General features: G+C 42.9%; 12 protein-coding genes and 1 riboswitch. Of the genes, 4 read left to right on the top strand and 8 right to left on the bottom strand.

Annotation, left to right across the window (positions count from 1 at the left end):
* Nucleotides 1–46 precede the first annotated feature (46 nt).
* The 5 genes from metF to AHMF7605_RS18985 form a co-directional block, all read right to left on the bottom strand.
* Nucleotides 47–1,000: a methylenetetrahydrofolate reductase [NAD(P)H] gene (gene metF / locus AHMF7605_RS19005; RefSeq protein ID WP_106931621.1), complete on the bottom strand. Its 954-nt coding sequence runs from the start codon at nucleotides 998–1,000 to the stop codon at nucleotides 47–49.
* Nucleotides 1,001–1,157: 157 nt separating this feature from the next.
* Nucleotides 1,158–4,835, bottom strand: a complete 3,678-nt coding sequence (metH, locus tag AHMF7605_RS19000) for a methionine synthase (protein WP_106931620.1) — start codon at nucleotides 4,833–4,835, stop codon at nucleotides 1,158–1,160.
* Nucleotides 4,836–4,934: 99 nt separating this feature from the next.
* A riboswitch (SAM riboswitch) is annotated at nucleotides 4,935–5,044 on the bottom strand.
* A gap of 203 nt (nucleotides 5,045–5,247) precedes the next feature.
* Nucleotides 5,248–6,675 (bottom strand): T9SS type A sorting domain-containing protein, encoded by a 1,428-nt coding sequence (locus tag AHMF7605_RS18995; RefSeq protein WP_106931619.1) that lies wholly within the window; start codon nucleotides 6,673–6,675, stop codon nucleotides 5,248–5,250.
* Between the two features lie 496 nt (nucleotides 6,676–7,171).
* The gene (locus tag AHMF7605_RS18990) at nucleotides 7,172–8,068 is read right to left on the bottom strand and encodes a cation diffusion facilitator family transporter (RefSeq protein WP_106931618.1); all 897 of its coding nucleotides are present in this window, start codon (nucleotides 8,066–8,068) and stop codon (nucleotides 7,172–7,174) included.
* 578 nt (nucleotides 8,069–8,646) lie between these two features.
* Nucleotides 8,647–9,354: a septal ring lytic transglycosylase RlpA family protein gene (locus AHMF7605_RS18985; RefSeq protein ID WP_158267564.1), complete on the bottom strand. Its 708-nt coding sequence runs from the start codon at nucleotides 9,352–9,354 to the stop codon at nucleotides 8,647–8,649.
* 313 nt (nucleotides 9,355–9,667) lie between these two features.
* On the opposite strand from AHMF7605_RS18985, the gene AHMF7605_RS18980 reads away from it, so the two are divergent.
* Nucleotides 9,668–10,585 (top strand): DUF72 domain-containing protein, encoded by a 918-nt coding sequence (locus AHMF7605_RS18980; RefSeq protein WP_106931616.1) that lies wholly within the window; start codon nucleotides 9,668–9,670, stop codon nucleotides 10,583–10,585.
* A gap of 133 nt (nucleotides 10,586–10,718) precedes the next feature.
* On the opposite strand, the gene AHMF7605_RS18975 is transcribed toward AHMF7605_RS18980, so the two are convergent.
* Together AHMF7605_RS18975 and AHMF7605_RS18970 are read right to left on the bottom strand one after the other, a co-directional pair.
* Nucleotides 10,719–12,785, bottom strand: a complete 2,067-nt coding sequence (locus tag AHMF7605_RS18975) for a M16 family metallopeptidase (protein ID WP_106931615.1) — start codon at nucleotides 12,783–12,785, stop codon at nucleotides 10,719–10,721.
* A gap of 83 nt (nucleotides 12,786–12,868) precedes the next feature.
* Nucleotides 12,869–14,188: a M16 family metallopeptidase gene (locus AHMF7605_RS18970; RefSeq protein WP_106931614.1), complete on the bottom strand. Its 1,320-nt coding sequence runs from the start codon at nucleotides 14,186–14,188 to the stop codon at nucleotides 12,869–12,871.
* A gap of 372 nt (nucleotides 14,189–14,560) precedes the next feature.
* Between AHMF7605_RS18970 and AHMF7605_RS18965 the strand changes: the two genes are divergently transcribed.
* Nucleotides 14,561–15,844 carry a sulfite oxidase gene (locus tag AHMF7605_RS18965; protein WP_199200264.1) on the top strand — a complete coding sequence of 428 codons (1,284 nt, stop codon included), beginning with the start codon at nucleotides 14,561–14,563 and terminating at the stop codon, nucleotides 15,842–15,844.
* A gap of 46 nt (nucleotides 15,845–15,890) precedes the next feature.
* Entirely contained in the window at nucleotides 15,891–16,340 is a 450-nt protein-coding gene (locus AHMF7605_RS18960; protein ID WP_106931613.1) for a monoheme cytochrome C, read from the top strand.
* Nucleotides 16,341–16,726: 386 nt separating this feature from the next.
* Here the strand turns inward: AHMF7605_RS18960 and AHMF7605_RS18955 are convergent, their stop codons facing one another.
* A complete protein-coding gene (locus AHMF7605_RS18955) occupies nucleotides 16,727–17,086 on the bottom strand; it encodes a hypothetical protein (protein ID WP_106931612.1) in 360 nt (119 codons plus the stop codon).
* A gap of 524 nt (nucleotides 17,087–17,610) precedes the next feature.
* Here AHMF7605_RS18955 and AHMF7605_RS18950 point away from each other — a divergent pair.
* Nucleotides 17,611–19,596: a glycoside hydrolase family 97 protein gene (locus AHMF7605_RS18950; protein WP_233219186.1), complete on the top strand. Its 1,986-nt coding sequence runs from the start codon at nucleotides 17,611–17,613 to the stop codon at nucleotides 19,594–19,596.
* Nucleotides 19,597–19,601 lie beyond the last annotated feature (5 nt).

Below are 19,601 nucleotides of genomic sequence, written 5' to 3'. Positions count from 1 at the left end.
GTTCCAGCGGACACCTGCCTTTTTCGGTATTTTGTAGAATTAAATTTTAAAAAATTTCTTTGGCAATAGCAGCTGTTGCTTCTGACTTACTCATGGTATAGAAGTGCAGACACGGTACGCCAAACTCAACTAGCTCTTTACATTGCTGAATAGCCCACTCGATACCCGCCTGCCGCACGGCTTGTGGTGTTTGGGCACTATCAATGGCTTGTACTAAGTCGTTAGGTATATCTATGTGAAACAAATTAGGCAGCATGCGCAGTTGGTTCTTGGCTGTCAGGGGCTTAATACCCGGAATAATAGGAACATTAATACCGTACTCGCGGCAGGCTTTCACAAAATCGAAATACTTCTTGTTATCAAAAAACATTTGAGTAATAATGTATTGAGCCCCCATATCTACTTTCATTTTTAAATATTTCAGGTCCGTTTCCAGGTTAGGAGCTTCGCTGTGTTTTTCGGGGTAACCGGCTACACCCGCGCAAAAATTGGTGGGTACCGGATTGGCAATGTCTTCGTCCAGATAGTTGCCGTTATTCAGATCGCAAATTTGTTTTAGTAAATCCGACGCATAAGCGTGACCATCGGGGTGCGGCCGGAACTGGGTTTCGGTTTTAATGGAATCACCCCGTAGCACCAGCACATTATCGATGCCCAGAAAGTTAAGGTCCATTAAGGCATTTTCAGTTTCTTCTTTGCTGAAACCGCCGCAGATAATATGCGGCACGGCATCTACCTCGTACTTGTGCATAATAGCCGAGCAAATTCCTACCGTACCGGGCCGCTTCCGAATACTGATTTTTTCGAGCAAACCATTACCCCGTTCTTTAAAAACGTATTCTTCGCGGTGGTAGGTAACATTGATAAACGGCGGATTAAATTCCATTAACGGGTCAATGCCGTTATAAATGGATTGAATACTAGTGCCTTTTACCGGCGGCAATATTTCAAAAGAAAAAAGCGTCTTCTTCGCGTTTGCTATATGTTCGGTTACTTTCATTATGACAATAAGTGAATGAGTAAATGTGAGAATAAGTGAATGGGTGGACTAGTAAATTGAATGATAGAATTTAAAAGCTTAAACTTAGATGAATTGATTTCTTCATTAGATTATTCTTCATTCACTCATTCACATACGCACTCATTCACTCATTTATTCAAGCATTATAACCTAAGTTAGGTGAGAGCCAGCGTTCCACTTCAGATAAGGTCATGTTTTTGCGACGGGCGTAATCTTCGGCCTGGTCTTTATCAATTTTGCCTAAGCCAAAATAACGGGATTTGGGGTGCGAAAAATACATTCCGGATACTGCTGCCGTGGGGTACATGGCCATACTTTCGGTTAAAGTAATGCCCGTGTGTTTTTCGGCTTGCAATAATTCAAATAAAGTGAGCTTTTCGGTATGTTCGGGACAAGCCGGGTAACCGGGCGCTGGCCGAATGCCTTGGTAGGCTTCAGCAATTAACTCGTCGTTGGTGAGTTGCTCGTGGGGGGCGTAACCCCATAATTCCTTCCGTACCTTTTCGTGCATCAATTCGGCAAAGGCTTCGGCCAATCGGTCGGCCAAGGCTTTAATCATGATGCTGTTATAATCGTCGTGGTCGGCTTCGTATTGCTGAATTAATTTTTCAATGCCAATGCCAGCGGTTACGGCAAATCCCCCAATATAATCATTCAGGCCACTTTCTTGCGGAGCCACAAAATCGGCAAGGGCTAAATTGGCTACACCTGGTCCCTTCTTACTTTGCTGCCGCAACGTGCGGAACGTTACCTGGCTTAGTTCCCGGCTTTCGTCGGTATATACTTCAATATCGTCGTCGTTGATGGTGTTAGCCGGGTAGATTCCCACTACCGCATTGGCTTGCAGCAATTTTTCTTTCACTACTTTTTTGAGTAAAACTTGGGCATCTTCGAACAAACGGACGGCTTCAGTACCTACTACTTCGTCGCTGAGAATTTTAGGGTATTTTCCGTGCAGTTCCCAAGCCTGAAAGAACGGTGTCCAGTCGATGTAATTTACGATTTCGCTGAGCGGGTAATTTTTATAGACCTGAGTTCCCAATACTTTGGGCGTATAAACCTCTTCGGCGCGCCACTCAATCGGGAATTTATTTGCGCGGGCTTCGGCTAAGGAAATAAACTGACGGTCTTGCTTACGGTTCAGGTAGCTGTCGCGGAGCACTTCGTACTCGGCTTTAATGTTTTTAGCGTAGGTTTCTTTTTGTTCCGGCTGCAGCAAACTACCCACTACGGGTACAGAACGCGACGCATCTAATACGTGTACCACTGGCCCACTATAATTTTGGGCAATTTTTACGGCGGTATGTGCCCGTGAGGTAGTAGCTCCCCCAATCAACAAAGGAATTTTAAATTGTAGCCGCTCCATTTCTTTCGCTACATGCACCATTTCGTCCAACGAAGGAGTAATCAAACCGCTTAAACCAATAATATCCGCGTTTATTTCCTGAGCCGTTTGTAAAATCTTATCAGAAGGCACCATTACGCCTAAATCCACAATCTCGTAATTATTGCAGGCCAGTACTACCCCCACAATGTTTTTACCAATATCGTGCACGTCCCCTTTTACCGTGGCTAGCAGAACCTTACCCGCATTCTTACTTTCGTCACCGGGTTGTTTGGCGGCTTCGATAAATGGCAACAAATAGGCCACGGCTTTTTTCATTACCCGAGCGCTTTTTACTACTTGCGGCAGAAACATTTTACCAGCCCCGAATAAATCACCCACTACGTTCATTCCGGTCATTAAAGGGCCTTCAATCACTTCCAGTGGTCGTTCGTACTGCTGACGTGCTTCTTCAATATCAATATCAATGTAATCGGTTATGCCTTTTACCAGCGAGTGTGTCAGGCGTTCCTGCACGGGTGCATTGCGCCAGATTTCGTCTTTTACTATTTCTTTGCCTTTATTCTTTATTTTCTCGGCGTGTTCAATCAGGCGCTCGGTAGCATCGGGCCGGCGATTAAACAATACATCTTCTACTAACTGGAGCAGGTCTTTCGGAATCTCTTCATACACCTCAATCTGGCCAGCATTTACAATTCCCATATCCAGACCAGCTTTAATGGCGTGGTATAAAAATACCGTGTGAATGGCTTCGCGCACCAAATCATTCCCCCGGAAAGAGAAGGATACGTTACTTACCCCACCGCTTACCCTTACGCCCGGTAAGTTTTCTTTAATCCAGCGAGTGGCATTGATAAAGTCGATAGCATAATTGTTATGCTCCTCCATACCCGTAGCCACGGTGAGTATATTGGGGTCGAAGATGATGTCTTCGGCGGGAAATCCTACTTCTTTGGTAAGGATATTATATGCCCGTTGACAGATTTGAATGCGACGTTCGTAAGAATCGGCCTGACCTTCTTCGTCGAAAGCCATTACTACTACTGCCGCACCGTAGCTTAATACTTTGCGGGCAACTTCTTTAAATTTTTCTTCGCCTTCTTTTAAGCTAATGGAGTTAACAATGCTTTTTCCTTGCACGCATTTTAAACCAGCTTCAATCACGCTCCATTTAGAAGAGTCAATCATGATGGGTACCCGGGAAATATCCGGTTCGGAGGCAATTAAATTCAAAAAATGAACCATAGCTTTCTCGGAATCGAGCATGCCTTCGTCCATGTTCACGTCAATTATCTGAGCTCCGTTTTCAACTTGTTCGCGGGCAATGCTTAGAGCTTCTTCGTACTGCTCGTTTAAAATAAGGCGGGCAAATTTCTTGGAGCCGGTTACGTTGGTACGTTCCCCAATGTTCACAAAAGTAGAACCTTCAAAAATAGTAAGGGGCTCTAAACCACTTAATTTGGGTAAAGAGGGTAATGGAGGAATTTCCCGGGGCGGGAATTTAGCGGCTTCCTGGGCAATGGCTTTTATGTGTTCCGGTGAAGTGCCACAACAACCACCAATAATATTCACAAAGTTATTTTCCAGAAAATCGTGGATATGCGCAGCCATTTGCTCCGGCGTTTCGTCGTATTCGCCAAAAGCATTAGGTAAACCCGCATTGGGGTGCGCACTTACGTAAAATTTAGCTTCTTTAGCCAGGGTTTGCAAGTGCGGCCGCAATTGTTTAGCGCCTAAGGCACAATTCAATCCTACGCTTAATAAAGGTAAATGCGAAATCGAAAATAAAAATGCTTCCACGGTTTGCCCGGATAAGGTTCGGCCGCTGGCATCGGTAATAGTACCGGATACCATGATCGGAATTCGTTTGCCCGTACGCTGTGAATATTGGTCGATGGCAAACAGCGCGGCTTTTGCGTTGAGCGTATCAAAAATTGTTTCTACTAGTAAGGCATCCACGCCCCCATCTACTAAACCTTCTATCTGGCCGGTATAGGCTTCTACTAATTCATCGAAAGTTATCGCTCGGAAGGCCGGGTTATTCACATCCGGCGACATGGAAGCGGTGCGGTTGGTAGGACCAATGGAACCAGCCACAAAGCGCGGTTTATCCGGATTGGCAGCCGTAAATTCATCGGCTACCTCGCGGGCAATCCGGGCCGACTCGTAATTGAGTTCGTACACCAAATCTTCCATGTGGTAATCGGCCATACCCACGGTAGTAGAACTGAAAGTATTCGTTTCAGCAATGTCCGCGCCGGCTTCAAAGTATTTCCAGTGGATTTCCCGGATAATATCGGGCCGGGTAATGGATAATAAGTCGTTATTGCCTTTTAAATCGTGCGGAAAATCCCGGAATCGCTCGCCGCGGTAATCGGCCTCAGTCAGCTTATAGCTTTGGATTTGCGTACCCATAGCGCCATCCAGCACCAGGATGCGTTTTTTTACTTCTTCTTCTATGCGTGTCATTCGTGTTATAAGCAAAAAAAGTATAACCCTTCTGGAGGGTGTGATTTTTTGCTTATCAAGAGTTTTGAGCTGAGTTTTTCAGGCGAAACGCCTTTTCTACCCTCATCTTCCCCCACAGTGTGCACTGTTTGGGGCTGGAAGTAGCACCCTGCCAGCCAGGGTTGCTAAGACATCAACGGGCCAAGTCCCTCCGTCTTTCTTGATAAGTAGTGCAAAGATAATACGCGGGTTTTTATTGTGCAAATACCAGATGTATTTATAATTATAATAGTTTCGTCGCGTTTTTTGTAAAAAATTTAAAATTTTGGTTGTAATTATAAATTTGCCAATCCTCTCGCACTACCGAATACAACTTTACCAAAAGCATTAGTATTAAATTAAGGTAGCTCCTTTATAAAAAAGGCAGAAGAATTTATCTCACGTATAATTTACCGCTTTGCAATACTTTCCCATTTTCCGCGGAAATCTGGTAAAAATAAATTCCGGTAGCTACCGGCGGTAATGGAATGCGAGTGGTTCCTAAATTTAACTTAGTCTGGAGGATAACTTGTTGCAAGGCATTATACAATCGGTAATGTAGCCGCGGTAACTCGCGTTTACTTTTCACCCAAACAAATTCCTGGGCTGGGTTAGGATAGACGACAAATCCTCCTTCTTTACCAGGGTCTGCTTCGCCGGGACCTTCCCCAATACCGCCACTTACCAATTCAGGTTTCGCCAACAGGGTAAGAGTAAAATCTTGCTGCACTAAGGTGCCATTTACTTCAGAAATACCCCGTAAAACCAAAATATAAGGTTGGCTGCGCCGCCACGATTCCTCAGGGTTTAAGGTTATTTCAGCCAAAATACCGTCTTCTGTGGCAATAGTATCAAAAGGAATAGTTTCGGAACCAAAGAACAACTCAGAGAAAATAAACAATTGTTTTGACTGGCCAGTTGTATGGTATTTTACTTTTATTTTAATGGGTTGACCAGCAGTCAGGAATATTTGATTTTCGTCGGTAATCGATAATTCAGAACGGTTTTCAACGGTGAAGGAATGGGTAAAATTATCTGGGCCTGGAACTACATTAATCACAAAATCGCGCATAACGGTGCCTACCAGGTATTTATTACGATATTCGTTTACCCGCACGGCAAAGCTGTACCTGCCTAGCAGAGTAGGTTTATCCCAGATAAATTCGCCGTTTCCGGCATTAAGGCTTACCTGCTGCGGCAAAGTGTAACCAGTTACATTTTTTACAGAAAAGTTTTCATTAGAGTTGGTACTGGTTAAAGGAGTAATTAACTCGTACACTAAACTATCATGATCCGGGTCAGTGGTGGCCAGACTATGATGGTAAGGTTGATGCTGTATTGCGCACGGCATAATAGGTAGAATAAAACGTGGCGATCTATTAATTTCGTCAAATAAATCAATGTTGATTTGAGCAGTAATAACATAAGCCTGATCAATCGAATTATCCATATTTTGATTATAGTAGCGATTTACTTCCCGGTAAATAGTCGTAAATGAGCCAGGACCAGTAAAAGTATTTTCAAAATAGTAGGTGCTACGAAAAACTAAATCGCAGGAATTATTAACTAAAACTTTACTCGTCCGGGCAGAAGTTGCGAATGTTCCATCGCCAAAGTATAAAGTAGAGAAAGGCATATCCGCTACGGAATTTCCATCTTGATAAATAATTAGTTTATAAAAATAGTGCAGCGGATTGGCAGTATCCGTTGTATCAGCCTGATAAATTATTTCGCCGCTCAATATATGCGTGGCATTAGCAGATTGAATGAAAACAAAAAGCAACAGTAAACAACCGAATAGTTTACGAAGAGCCATAGCCATAATTTAGTAGAGTTTAGAGATACGGATGCCTTTTTTATAGATTTTAAATAAAGTTAAACTGCTCTTTTCCACGCCAGACACAAGAGCCAGAGTTACAGAAAGAGTTTAAATAAGTAGGGTAATTATTAAATTATAAAAAATTAAGGGCAAAAAATGGTTAGCAATAAAGCAAAATCTATCGCTTACCATTTCAGCAAAGAAGCTTATACAGCCTTCCGCTTTATTCTTGAGTTACTTTCTGCTTTGTTAGAGCTTGTATAACCAACTTTTAAGCTAAAAATAAACCTTAATTTCATCTATTATTCAGCGAAGATTCTATTCATTCATTCTGCTTTTAGGTTGAAGGCAGAACCGTGAACAAACTCCTGCTGGTTTATTTAAAAATTCTATTGCTACTAAACTTTGCCTGGATAGATAGGGGAGAAATAAGGAAGCCCATGCTATTAAATAGCTAACGGATAAAATTATAGTATTATGCTACGCTTTTCAGAAATATTTACGCCCGGGTAGGTTCTACGTGAATAAGTACATCGTATACGGAAGGTTTTTGGCGCATTACCTCGTCTTTTACCGCGTGCGCGATGGCATGGCCCTCGCGTACCGATAAATTACCGTCGACAATAATGTGTAAATCCACGAAATACTCGAAGCCCATTTTGCGGACTAAGCATTTATCTAAGCCTTGCACCTGAGGCACATTAGCCGCAATAAGCCGCACTTCGTTGGCAAACTCGGAAGGAGGCGCCGCATCCATAACCTCGGTAAAAGCAGGCATAAAAATCCGACAGGCATTTATAACGATAATAGCGGCGGCAATCAGGGCGGCCCAGTCATCGGCTGTTTCGTAGCCGGGGCCGCCAATTAAGGCAATGGCAATGCCAACAGCCGCGGTTAAAGAAGTAATAGCATCCGAGCGGTGGTGCCAGGCATCGGCTTTAACGGCCGCACTTTCTATTTCGGAACCTACCCGGTTGGTATAGCGGTACATGCCTTCTTTTACCAGCACGATAATAATTAAAACCAGCAGGGTAAACGGCGCCGGCGTTACGTGTGGCGTAATAATATGTTCCACGCTTTGGATGGCAATAAAAATGGCCGCCGCAATTAAAGATAAGGCAACTACAATAGCCGCTAAAGGTTCCGCCTTACCGTGCCCGTACGGATGGTTCGAATCTGGTTCTTTTGAAGCCGCTTGCAAACCAATCCAAACAATAAAAGAAGTAAATACATCCGAGGCCGACTCAATAGCATCGGCAATCAGGGCGTACGAATTACCAAAATAACCGGCCAGCGCTTTTATGACTACCATACCCATGTTCGCTACAATGCCCAGCAAGGTAGATCGTAAACCTTTTTCGGCAGGATGAGCAGAAGAAGTACGCGGTTGGATCATGGTGTTAATTTCTGAGTAAAGCTAATGGGGGCACAAAGGTAATCTATTTATTTTTACTCAAACAGGAAGATTGGGTATTTGATAAGATGAAAAAGTAATCCTTTTATATTCCTGATCCCAAAATAAAAATTAACTAAACCTTGCTTAAGAAAAGAAGTCGCAGACCAGCCTTTTATAAAACTACCGGAAGCAAGGCAGACGAAATTCAGTAATAGCTTAACCGGAAAATAAAAATTAGGGTTAGTGCGTGCAAAAAATACTTTTTAAAGCCTCTATAGAAAAGGTATTCTACCCGAAAATAAATTGGTGGTCACTTACCGGAATAAAGAATTTAATTTGGGAAAAGCTAAAATTACGTTAGGAAGTAATGATAATACCTCCTCCCCTACCCCAAACAGAGAAAGCCAGAAGGATAGATAGCAATGCTATCTTCAAAAACTATCTGATCAGCCAAAAAGGAAATAAGAAATAAGGTTTTTTAGTTGGGCAATATAGCGGAAACACAAATATTAGAAAATCCCGGCAAGGTAATTTCAGGCAGTATTTAACCCCAAAAAGCCTTATGATGTAATGGTAAATCAGGAGCCGGGACTTATTTGTTTAACCATACCCGAGATACCATTCTTTTCCAGTTGGGCTTTAATTTCTTCCGCCTCCGTACGATCCGTAAATCTACCGGTTACTACCCGGTGCACTTTTTTACCGTTTATGGTATCTTCGTTGGTTATAGTAGGTAACTGTTGATTAAAGGCTTTTATTTTGTCGGATTGTACCTTCGCCTTATCGGGATCGGCAAAAGAACCGGTTTGAATAACAAAGTAATAATTGGTGAGCAGGGGACTGGTAATGGGGGTAAGTAACTTTTGGCTTTCGGTATCTTCCAGAGACAGTAAATCGCTGGCAGTATCATGATTTAATATCTCTACCCTTACTTTAGCTGAACCGTCTACATTAATCCGGCGAGCGGCGGCTTCTGATAGATCAATGATATGTCCTTTTCGCCAAAAACCACCCCGGTCGTTTATACGGACTACCACGCTTTCATCGGTGGCTATGTTGGTAACTTTTACTTTGGTGCCGAAGGGAAGCGTTTTATGAGCTGCGGTCATCTGATTTTTGTTGAATATTTCACCGCTGCTGGTTTTTCTGCCTTGATGTTGAGAGCCGTACCAGGTGGCAGAGCCGGTAACGGAGGAGCCATTTTTTTGAGCAAATCCATCGCTTGTCAGGCTGCAAAAAACGATGGTAAAAAGGCTGAATACATAAGGTAGTTTGTGTAACATCATGTCTTCATTAATTGGTGGAAAAACAAAGATATAATAAAAATTTATAAAAACTACATTATAGCCCTTTAGCGCTACTTTATGCCTATAGCTGTGGTACATACGGCATTTTAAAAATTACGCGTTGTAAGGGTTATAATGCAATCCTTTTATTGGATAAGAGCAAATGGAAGGCCTTTTTAGCTTTATTGTGGCCCTAGAAATAGCTTTAAACGCGTTACTTAAAATTCATTAAAAAATTTGAGTAACTTTAAAAATGAAGTACTTATCTGGTAAAAATACTAGAATGTATCGCTTACTTTTAAGTTAAAAACCCATGGATTTTGGTAAAGTAAGGCACCCGGAGGAAATAAATTTTGAATTACCTCCCGCTTCTCCCGCTACTCAATTAGTATTAACGCGCTTAACTTCTGCAACTTACCTGAAACCGAAAATCTATTTGGGCTGCCCTACCTGGGCGAACAAAGATTGGTTAGGAACGTACTACCCTGCTGGGTTACCGGCCAAAGATTTTCTGCATTATTACAGCCAGCAGTTTAATACCATTGAGTTAAATACCACGCATTACCGCATTCCTGACCAAACTACCGTAGCTAAGTGGTGCGGCGCCGTAACCCCTGAGTTTAAATTTTGTCCTAAATGGCCGAAACAAATTAGCCACGAGCAGGAATTGCTGCATGTAGAAAGTGCCACTGACGCCTTTTGCACGGCTTTACTTCATTTTAAAGAAAATTTGGGAGTATCCTTTTTACAGCTACCTCCTGGTTTTGGGCCGAATCAATTAAATATTTTAGAAAAATTCTTAACCGACTTGCCGCGTGCCATACCTTTAGCGATAGAGTTACGGCATCCGGACTGGTTTTCAGATCCGATTGCATTTGAGGAGTTAAGTGCGGTATTGGAAGCCTGCGAAGTAAGTACCGTTATTACCGATGTAGCCGGTCGCCGGAATGTATTGCACCAACGCCTTACCACGGCCACCGCTTTTATCCGTTTTAATGGGTATTTACACAATACTACCGATTATGCCCGCGCCGACGCTTGGCTGGAACAGCTAACCACCTGGATGGAGCAAGGCTTACAAACGTTGTACTTTTTTGTGCACTACGAAGAAATTATTCACTCACCTAAATTAATCCGGTATATGCTGGAGAAACTGGCAACTGTAAGTGGCTTACCACCAGAGGGAGCTATGCCCATTCCGCAACCCGTGCAAGGCTCTCTTTTTGATTGAATAAGAAAAAGTAGAATGGTTTAATGTAAGTAATTGTATTACCCAGTAACCTTACTGAATCTGCAACCTTAATAAAACAAAAAAGGAGTCGATTACTTATCGACTCCTTTTTTGTTTTAGAATTTACCTTCAGTTATAATTTAAATAAATCGTCTTTCAGGTTTTTATTTACCTCTACGCTTTGCACCGTAGTGCTGATAAGTTGATTACCCGCGTGCAATTGAGTTAAATAGGGAAATTTCACGCCACTTACGTCGCGGTAATCCGTTACCTCGGTTACTTGGGTGGCGTTACCGAGTTCGGTAGCGGTAACTACTATTTCCCGTATTTTTAAACCGGTTTCCAAATCATAGTACTGAAGCAGTTGCTGACCACTGGGCAATGATAACTCCAACCGGTAAGCCCGACGACCGTTGATTCGCTCCAAGGTAGATAAGTTTTTCTTTACGCCTAAGGCATTATACCGCAAGAAGCTGTTCAGGCCGTATTGTATTTTTTGTTCCTGTACTTCTTCCGGGCTCATTGTTTTCGTTCCGTTCTGGCTGATAACTTTGCCTTTGTTGCCGTTAATAATCGTTTTTTGAATTTCCACGTCGCCTACCTTTATGGATTGTACCATTTTGTCTGGTCCTTTAAAGTACTGCGTATAGGTTAAGTTCGCTCCCGTAGAAGTAATGGTGCTTTTAATAATCATATCTTTTACTTTGTCCAGCGAGGCGCGGCCGCCTAAGGCTTGCACGTAAGCATCCAGCACTTTATCGGCGGTGGCTCCGGCGGGCAAGGCTAAGGTAGTGCGCTCGGCTTTTTCTCCCAAAGGAGTAAAATACTCCAGGGTGCCATCTTTATCAAAACGCTTCACCCGGTCTTCCATCTGATCAGCGTTACCGACTACCAAAATAACGGCTTTATCGGGCGTAATGTATTTCTGGGCTACCTGCTGAATGGCCTCGGGCGTTACGGCGGCTACTTTCTTAAGATAATCGCGGTAATAATCTTTCGGTAAGTTGTAGCGGGCCGTATTAATCGCAAATAAAGCAACGGTATTCGGGTCTTCCAGGGAGCGGGCAAATTCGCCGGTTACAATATTTTTAATTTTTTGTACTTCATCCGCCGTGGCTTTTTCGGTCCGAAGGCGATTAAGCTCGAACAAGATTTCGTTTATGGCGCTATCCGTTACGGCATTACGCACGTTGGTACTCGCCGAAAATTCGCCGATGTATCTACTCGCCGATAAATCCGAATAAGCGCCGTAGGTGTACCCGTGTTTTTCGCGCAGGTTTTGCGTAAGGCGCGAGAAGCTACCGCCCAAAAGAGTATTTAAAACCCGGCCGGTAATAGCATCTTCCGAACCTGGTTTTAAATCCGCTACATTGGCTACCGAAATAACGCTTTGCACGGCAGCCGGCCGGTCCACAATGGCTACCCGGGTGCCCGAAGTTGGAGCGGGAGTAGGTAAAGTACTGCGATTAATAGCGCCTTTTTTCCAAGCGCCAAAGTACTTTTTCGCCAACGATTTTGCTTCTTTCCCCGAGATGTCACCCACAATAGCTAAGTAACCTACATTGGGTTTGTAGAAGGTATCGTAATAGCCCTGAATATCCGCTAAAGTAACGTTATTGATAGATTGCTCGGAAGGAACTTCCCCGAACGGATGATCTTTGCCGTAAAGCAAAGAACTACGCACTATGCCTTGAATAACGTTGGGGTTATCTTTAGAAGATGCTAATCCGGATAAAGTTTGTTTTTTAATTTTATCCAGTTCTTCTTGTTTAAAGTTAGGGTTGAGCGCCACATCGGAGGCTAATTCCATTAATTTGTTCAGGTGCTTTTTTAAGGACGAAGCTGTTAAACCGCTAGCCGAAGGCACTAAACTAGCCCCAATGTAATCAATTTCTTCGTCGAGCTTTTCTTTGCTGCGGGTTTTGGTGCCGGTGCGCATCATGGTGCCCGCTATATCTACGTAGCCGTTTTTGTTGCCTTGCACAATAGGATCGTTATCCAGTACCAACGACATGGAAACCACCGGTAATTTATGGTTCTCCACCACAAATACTTTTAAGCCATTTTTAAGCTGGAACGATTGGGCTTGTCCTATTTGGATGCTGGGAGCCGGACCGGGTGGCGGCGGCGTTTGGGTTTGCGCCCGTAATGCAATGGAATAAAGTAAGGAAAGAAGTAAACTAAAAAATATGCGCTTCATTTTAATTTGATTAATTAAGGAGAATGCTCTTGCTGATAGAAGAACCAGCAGGCTAGAGTTAGCCAGATATTATTTTCTTAAAATTAATTATTTACTTTAGGTATATAGTGCAGCACGACCCGGTTTTCGCGGGTGAAATATTGGTTTGCCACCCGGGCCAGATCGCCTTTGGTTACTTTTAAAAAGTTTTGCAGTTCGGTATTAATCAAGTTCGTGTTATTATAAAACAAGTGGTAAGTAGCTAATTGCTCCGCCCGCCCGGCAACGGTAAAATTATTTTGCACAAAAGTGTTTTCTATTTGATTGCGCAACTTCTGAAACTCCACTTCGCTGATTTGTTCTTTTTTTACCCGGTCTATTTCCGCGTCCATGCTTCTTTCCACCTCATCAATGTTTACGCCGGCATTGGCTACTGCAAAAGCTAAAAACAAACCCGGATCTTCGAGCTGCATTGGAAACGAGCCCACGTAAACTGCTTTTTGCTGCTGATCAATCAAAGCCTTATTCAGGCGGGCGCTTTCGCCACCGGTCAGCAGGTTGGTAAGCATGGTAATAGCGTAATAATCGGGGTTAGTTTGCTCCGGAATGTGGTAAGCCTGTACCACGGCTGGTAACTGAACATTATCAAATACAATTTCCCGTACTTCCTGGGTTTTAGGTTGTTCTTTTACGGTTGGCCGCGGAATTTCTTTCGTGCCTTTCGGGATAACCGCAAAATATTTCTGAATCAGTTCTTTTGCCTGAGTAATATCAATATCGCCGGCAATACTCAGGGTAGCATTGTTGGGCACGTAAAAAGTTTTATAAAAATCAACGAACTCACTCAACGAGGCCTGATCAATGTATTGAGCGGACCCGATGGGAACCCAACGGTAAGGGTGTTCCGAAAAAGCATTGGCAAAAGTTTTCTCCTGGATGGTACCGTACGGTTGGTTATCAATGCGCTCTTTCTTTTCTTCTTTAATTACATTCCGTTGGGTTTCCACGCCGGCCTCGTCAATTTTGGCGCTGCGCATCCGCTCCGACTCCAGCCATAAACCTAAGGCTAATTGGTTGGAGGGCAATACTTCGTAGTAATAGGTACGGTCTTGAGTGGTGTTCGCGTTTAAAGTACCGCCCGCCGTTTGGACTAAATTAACATATTCGCCGCGTTTTATGTTATCCGAGCCTTCAAACATCAGGTGCTCAAAAAAGTGGGCAAAACCGGTGCGGTTCGATTGTTCGTTTTTCGAGCCAACGTGGTACATAACCGATACGGCCACAATGGGCGTAGATTTATCGGGTTGCAAAATCACGTGCAGGCCATTGTCCAGGGTATATTCGGTAAAATCAATCTTATTGCTTTGCGCTTGCGCCAAAAAAGATGCGCCGAGCAACAGACAGGTAAATAATTTGTTTTTCATAAAATGGATGGAAATAAACAATAATATAAATGTGGGCTGAAGATAAATAAAATACTAATGTAGCTGGTAGTTTTCCGGATTTGGATGGGAAACAAATATACGCAAGATTGTATTTATTTACGCGCCTAATAAGGCAAGTAAAATTTAAAAATAGGTGTTAAAAGGTATAATTTCAAAGTTTTAAGTCTTTATACATCCGTTTTAAAAGCAATTTACCCGGATTAACAGCTTTAAAATTAGAAATAGGTTTAAAAAATTTGGGGTAGATCCATTAAATTGCTGTTTTACTACCTAATAGCAAGCTAATTTCGTTTACTAAACGGTACTACTTAATTTTCCTTGTTCTAGGCAAGAATATATTTTACTCTGAATATGAAAAGTGAAGAAAATAAAACCGGTGCAAAAAGTTTGAATCATACTACCGGACTTAATCGCCGGAAGTTTATCTTTAAATCGGCGCGAATGGCTGCTTTCACTTGGGGTTGGGGATTGTTCGCGAATCGTACCGTTCGGGCGGCGCAAAAGCTTGCTTCCCCGGCAACTTTACCGGATAAATCACCGCTCCCGGCTGGTAAGCATCCGGACTTAATTTTATTAAGCGATAAACCTTTAAATGCCGAAACCCCGCCGCACCTGCTCGACGATGCGGTTACTCCCGCCGATAAATTATTTATTCGTAACAACGGCTTGGAACCAACTACTATTGATGTAAAAACCTGGACCCTAACCATTGATGGCGAATCCGTTAAAAAGAACACAGTATTTACGCTGGAAGATTTAAAAAAGAAATTTAAACATTATACCTACCAACTGGTGCACGAATGCGCGGGTAACGGCCGTTCGGAATTCAGCCCGGCAGGCCGCGGTAATCAATGGACCACCGGCGGTGTAGGTTGCTGTGAGTGGACGGGGGTGCGTTTGCGCGATGTACTCGAAGCGGCCGGCATAAAAGACGATGCCGTTTATATTGGTTATTACGGGAAAGATACCCACTTGAGCGGCAAGCCCGGTGAAGTGCCTATTTCGCGGGGCGTACCCATGCGCAAGGCCCTCGAAGACGAAGCTTTAATTGCCTGGGCTATGAACGGCAAAGATATTCCATTAGTGCATGGTTATCCGTTGCGGGTATTATTTGGGGGGTGGCCGGCTTCTACCAGTGGCAAATGGTTAACCCGGATTTCTATCCGCAATAAGGTACACGACGGAGCTAAAATGAACGGCCATGATTATCGCTTACCCATTCACCCCATTGCGCCGGGCGCTAGAATTCCGGAAGATAACGAGCACTTCCGGATTATTGAGGCCATGCCGGTAAAATCATTAATTACTTACCCCAAAACAGGTGCCCAGGTAGCAACCGGTAAACCCTTGGAAGTACGGGGCCACGCCTGGGTGGGCGATTTACAGGTGAAAGAAATGCATACTTCTATTGATTTTGGAGCTACCTGGCAAAAATGCACTTTAAAAGAACCGCGTAACCGTAACTGCTGGCAGCATTGGACTACCCAAATTAATTTCCCGGATAAAGGATACTACGAAGTTTGGGCCCGCGCTACGGACAGTAACAACAAAATGCAACCCATGTTAGTACCCGCCTGGAACCCGGGAGGCTACCTGAATAATGCCTGCCATCGTATTGCCGTAGAAATAATTTAAAATTTTAACAATACGGAGAGTTTATCAGGCCCAAAAGACAGAGAGAATGAAAGAGAAGATTCGCCAGAGGAATTGGCATAAAATAAAACCTGTTGTATTTGGTTTAGCGGCGTTATTTTTAATCTTATTGAATATTACTACCAGTCATTCCAGACAGCCCCAGCCATCTTTGGTTCGCAAAGATTTAAGTCGACGGGAAACGTTGAAGGATAGTTTGGATACTAAAACCGGATTAATCATAGCCCCTGGTTTTGCGGTAGTAAGTACAACTTGTGTACGTTGCCATTCTCCGAAACTAATTACCGAAAAACGAGCTACCCGCGAAGGCTGGCTAGCGACCATCCGCTGGATGCAGCAAACCCAGGGTTTATGGGATTTAGGTAAGGATGAATCGGTTATATTAGACTATTTAGCCAAGAATTACGCTCCCAAAAACGAAGGTCGCCGGCCACTGCTTAAAACGCCGGAATGGTATAAACTGACGAATCGGCAATAAAGGTAAATATTTAATAATACGCGGAGAAGGCATTCTCTCTATGGCTTCTTCGCGTATTATTTGATTTTGTTATAGCTAATTGTGCCTGATGTAGCTGGATTTATAGAAGAGTTACTAGTGAAAGTTTGGCTTTGGAGTTATTTCAGGTCTTTATTTGGCGATGCTAATACGGTAGAATAGTCCGGATTTGCCTAGCCGATTCGGTGGGCTATTCCGGAATAGTATAACCTTCCTTTCCGCGCTCCGCTGCAGAATGTAGCTGTTGCACACCGGAGCCTTGAAAAGTTCTCCACAGTCAAACCAGTATTACTAATTTTTGGCTACTTAGATGAAAGCAAATAGAGGTAATCTAATGTGTGACCCCACTTCCTTAATACCATTTAGTATTACTTAATCGAAGCCAGGGACAAGTACATTTTGTGTTGTCTAGCCGAAATGGCGCCGGCTAATTGTTCGTTAAATTGGGTTTCAATGGCTAATAATTTTTTAGCTTTTATTTCAGGATTATTCGCGTACATTTCTTCTGCTTCCTGGGTAGCTACTAGTTTCTGGTAAGTAATATTTTTAACCCGAATATAATCCGCTTCATTTAACCCAATTTTAACGGCTAATTGGCGCGTTTGCTCAATTGCCTGCATTTTCAAGCGTTCATCATTGCCTCTATCTTTTTTAATAATAACGAGGGATGTTGCTTGAGCAATAACAAAAGACAAAATCAATAAGGTAGTAGTAAAAAACTTCTTCATTTTAATGTTGGTTAGCTGGTTGGTGGCTGGAAAATCTTATAATAGCTTATAATAGAATAATGAGTTAATACCTTATTGAGAAATAAAGGACCAAAGCAAGTATAGGAGGTATTGTTTTTTGGTGAGAGTAATTGTTCTGGTCATGGTAGAATAAGTTTTAAATATTTGGTTTTATCGGTTAAATTATACCTACTATATAAATAGTTATTATAAATCAGTTATTATATAATATTGTTAATAATAAATATAGCACAAAGTAGATGAATAAATTCTACTTAGGCAAACTATATTCAATTTATTTTATATTTAATAGAAGTAATTTAGCTTAATTCATTACTTAACACGCCGAATCATACTAACTACCCGACGAATGAATTATATCAAAAACCAGGTAAGTTCTTATTTTATCTTCTCAAAATGAAAAATAGTATTTTATCTTAGAGGGATGAGAGTAATTCCATTAGGAGTTTTTGCTCGGAGAATTTCCGGTTTAAAATTATCTTACTACTTTAAAAGATAGAACTATGAAACCCTGCTACATGAAATTAATGCTCAGTCTTTTATTATTGTGGTTGCCGGTTCACCTTTGGGCAGCAGATTCTGTGAGTGTTGTTTCACCGGATGGAGCCATCAGGGTAGTTGTTCAGAACAAAGACCAGTTGCATTACGCGGTTTATTATAAAGAAAAAGTATTGCTATTGCCTTCCGCCATTCAATTGAATGTAGCTAACTACTCGGCCAAAGCAAATAAATTGATCATTAAAAAAACTTCGGTGCACCTGCAGCAAACCACCATCGTAGCGCCAATACCGGAAAAAAGAAAATTGATTCCAGATGTTTACCGCGAACTCACGGTGAAATTTAAGCAACCGTTTAGCCTGGTAGTGCGGGTGTATAACGACGGAGTAGCTTGGCGCTGGCAAACGCATTTCAAGAAATCTATTCGGGTACAGAACGAAATGGTTGAATTTAACTTTCCGGCCCCGGAGCGGGTATATTTTCCGCCGGTTAAAAAAAGAGACGATGCCGATATTTACCATACCAGCTTTGAAGAACCTTACCAGATAAAACCGCTGGATAGCATTACTACCGAGCACTTGATTTTTACGCCTACTTTAATCGCTCCGGAGCAAGGCCCGAAAATCAGCATTACCGAGTCGGATTTAGAAGCGTACCCCGGTATGTTTTTGCGAGGAACCAGCCATAATCAATTAGTGGCCGATTTTGCTCCTTATCCGGCAGCAGAAAAAATTACTTCCGGCGAATTCCCACAGGCCATTGTTACGCAGCGCAGCAACTATATTGCCCGTACGGTGGGCAACCGCTTTTTTCCCTGGCGCGTGTTACTCATTGCCCCGGAAGATAAAGATTTGCCGGTTAATGATTTGGTGTACCGGCTGGCTTCCCCTTCCCGGGTAAAGGATGTTTCCTGGATTCATCCCGGCAAAGGCACCGACGAATGGATTATCGGCATTAATTTGTTTAACATACCTTTTAAAGCCGGAATTAATACGGCTACTTACAAATACTACCTTGATTTTGCGAAACGCTTCGGTTTTGACAGGATTATGATGGATGCGGGTTGGAGCGATAACCAGGACTTGTTCAAGATTAATCCTAACCTGGATATGAACGAGCTAACGGCTTATGCCCGGGCTAAAAACATAAAAATTTGCATGTGGACCCTGGCTTTAACTTTGGAAAAACAGTTGGAACCGGCTTTAAACCAATTTAACAAATGGGGAGTAGATTTTATTATGACTGATTTTATTGACCGCGACGACCAAAAAGCGGTTGATTTTTACCATAAAGTGGCGGCTGCCTGTGCCAATCATAAAATTATGCTCATGTTTCACGGAGCTTTTAAACCGGCCGGTTTTACCCGCACCTGGCCCCACGCTCTTACCCGCGAAGGCGTATTAGGTTCGGAATACAATGCGTGGAGCTACAAACCCACTCCGGAACATAATGTACAACTACCTTTTATCCGGATGACGGCCGGACCGATGGATTATGAACCTGGTTTGCTGGATAACGCTACCGCTAAGACTTTCCGGCCGATTAGCGAAAAAGTAATGTCGCAGGGTACGCGCTGTCACCAGTTGGCTATGTTTGTGGTATACGACAGCCCCATGCAATTTTTCTCGGGTAATCCTTCGCAGGGATTACTGGAACCCGCTTTTATGGAGCTGCTGGGTAGTATTCCTACTACTTGGGATACTACTACCGTACTGGAAGGCAAAGTGGGCGATTATATTATTACGGCCCGTAAAAAAGGCCAAGACTGGTACATTGGCGGCATGACCGATTGGAATAAACGGCAATTTAATGTAAAACTAAATTTTTTACCTGCCGGCACCTACGAAGCCAGTATTTGCGAAGATGGAATAAACGCCGACCGTTACGCTTCCGACTATATTTTGCGCACTCAAACCATTTCGCGCAATGACTTTGTTCCCATTACGATGGCCCCCGGCGGGGGCTTTCTGGTACGTTTACGGAAAAAGTAAAATCC

Source organism: Adhaeribacter arboris, from assembly GCF_003023845.1.
In the GTDB taxonomy this organism is placed as follows: domain Bacteria; phylum Bacteroidota; class Bacteroidia; order Cytophagales; family Hymenobacteraceae; genus Adhaeribacter; species Adhaeribacter arboris.
The sequence above is the reverse complement of the archived record's forward strand: the minus strand, read 5'-3'. Positions and strand labels throughout refer to the sequence as shown.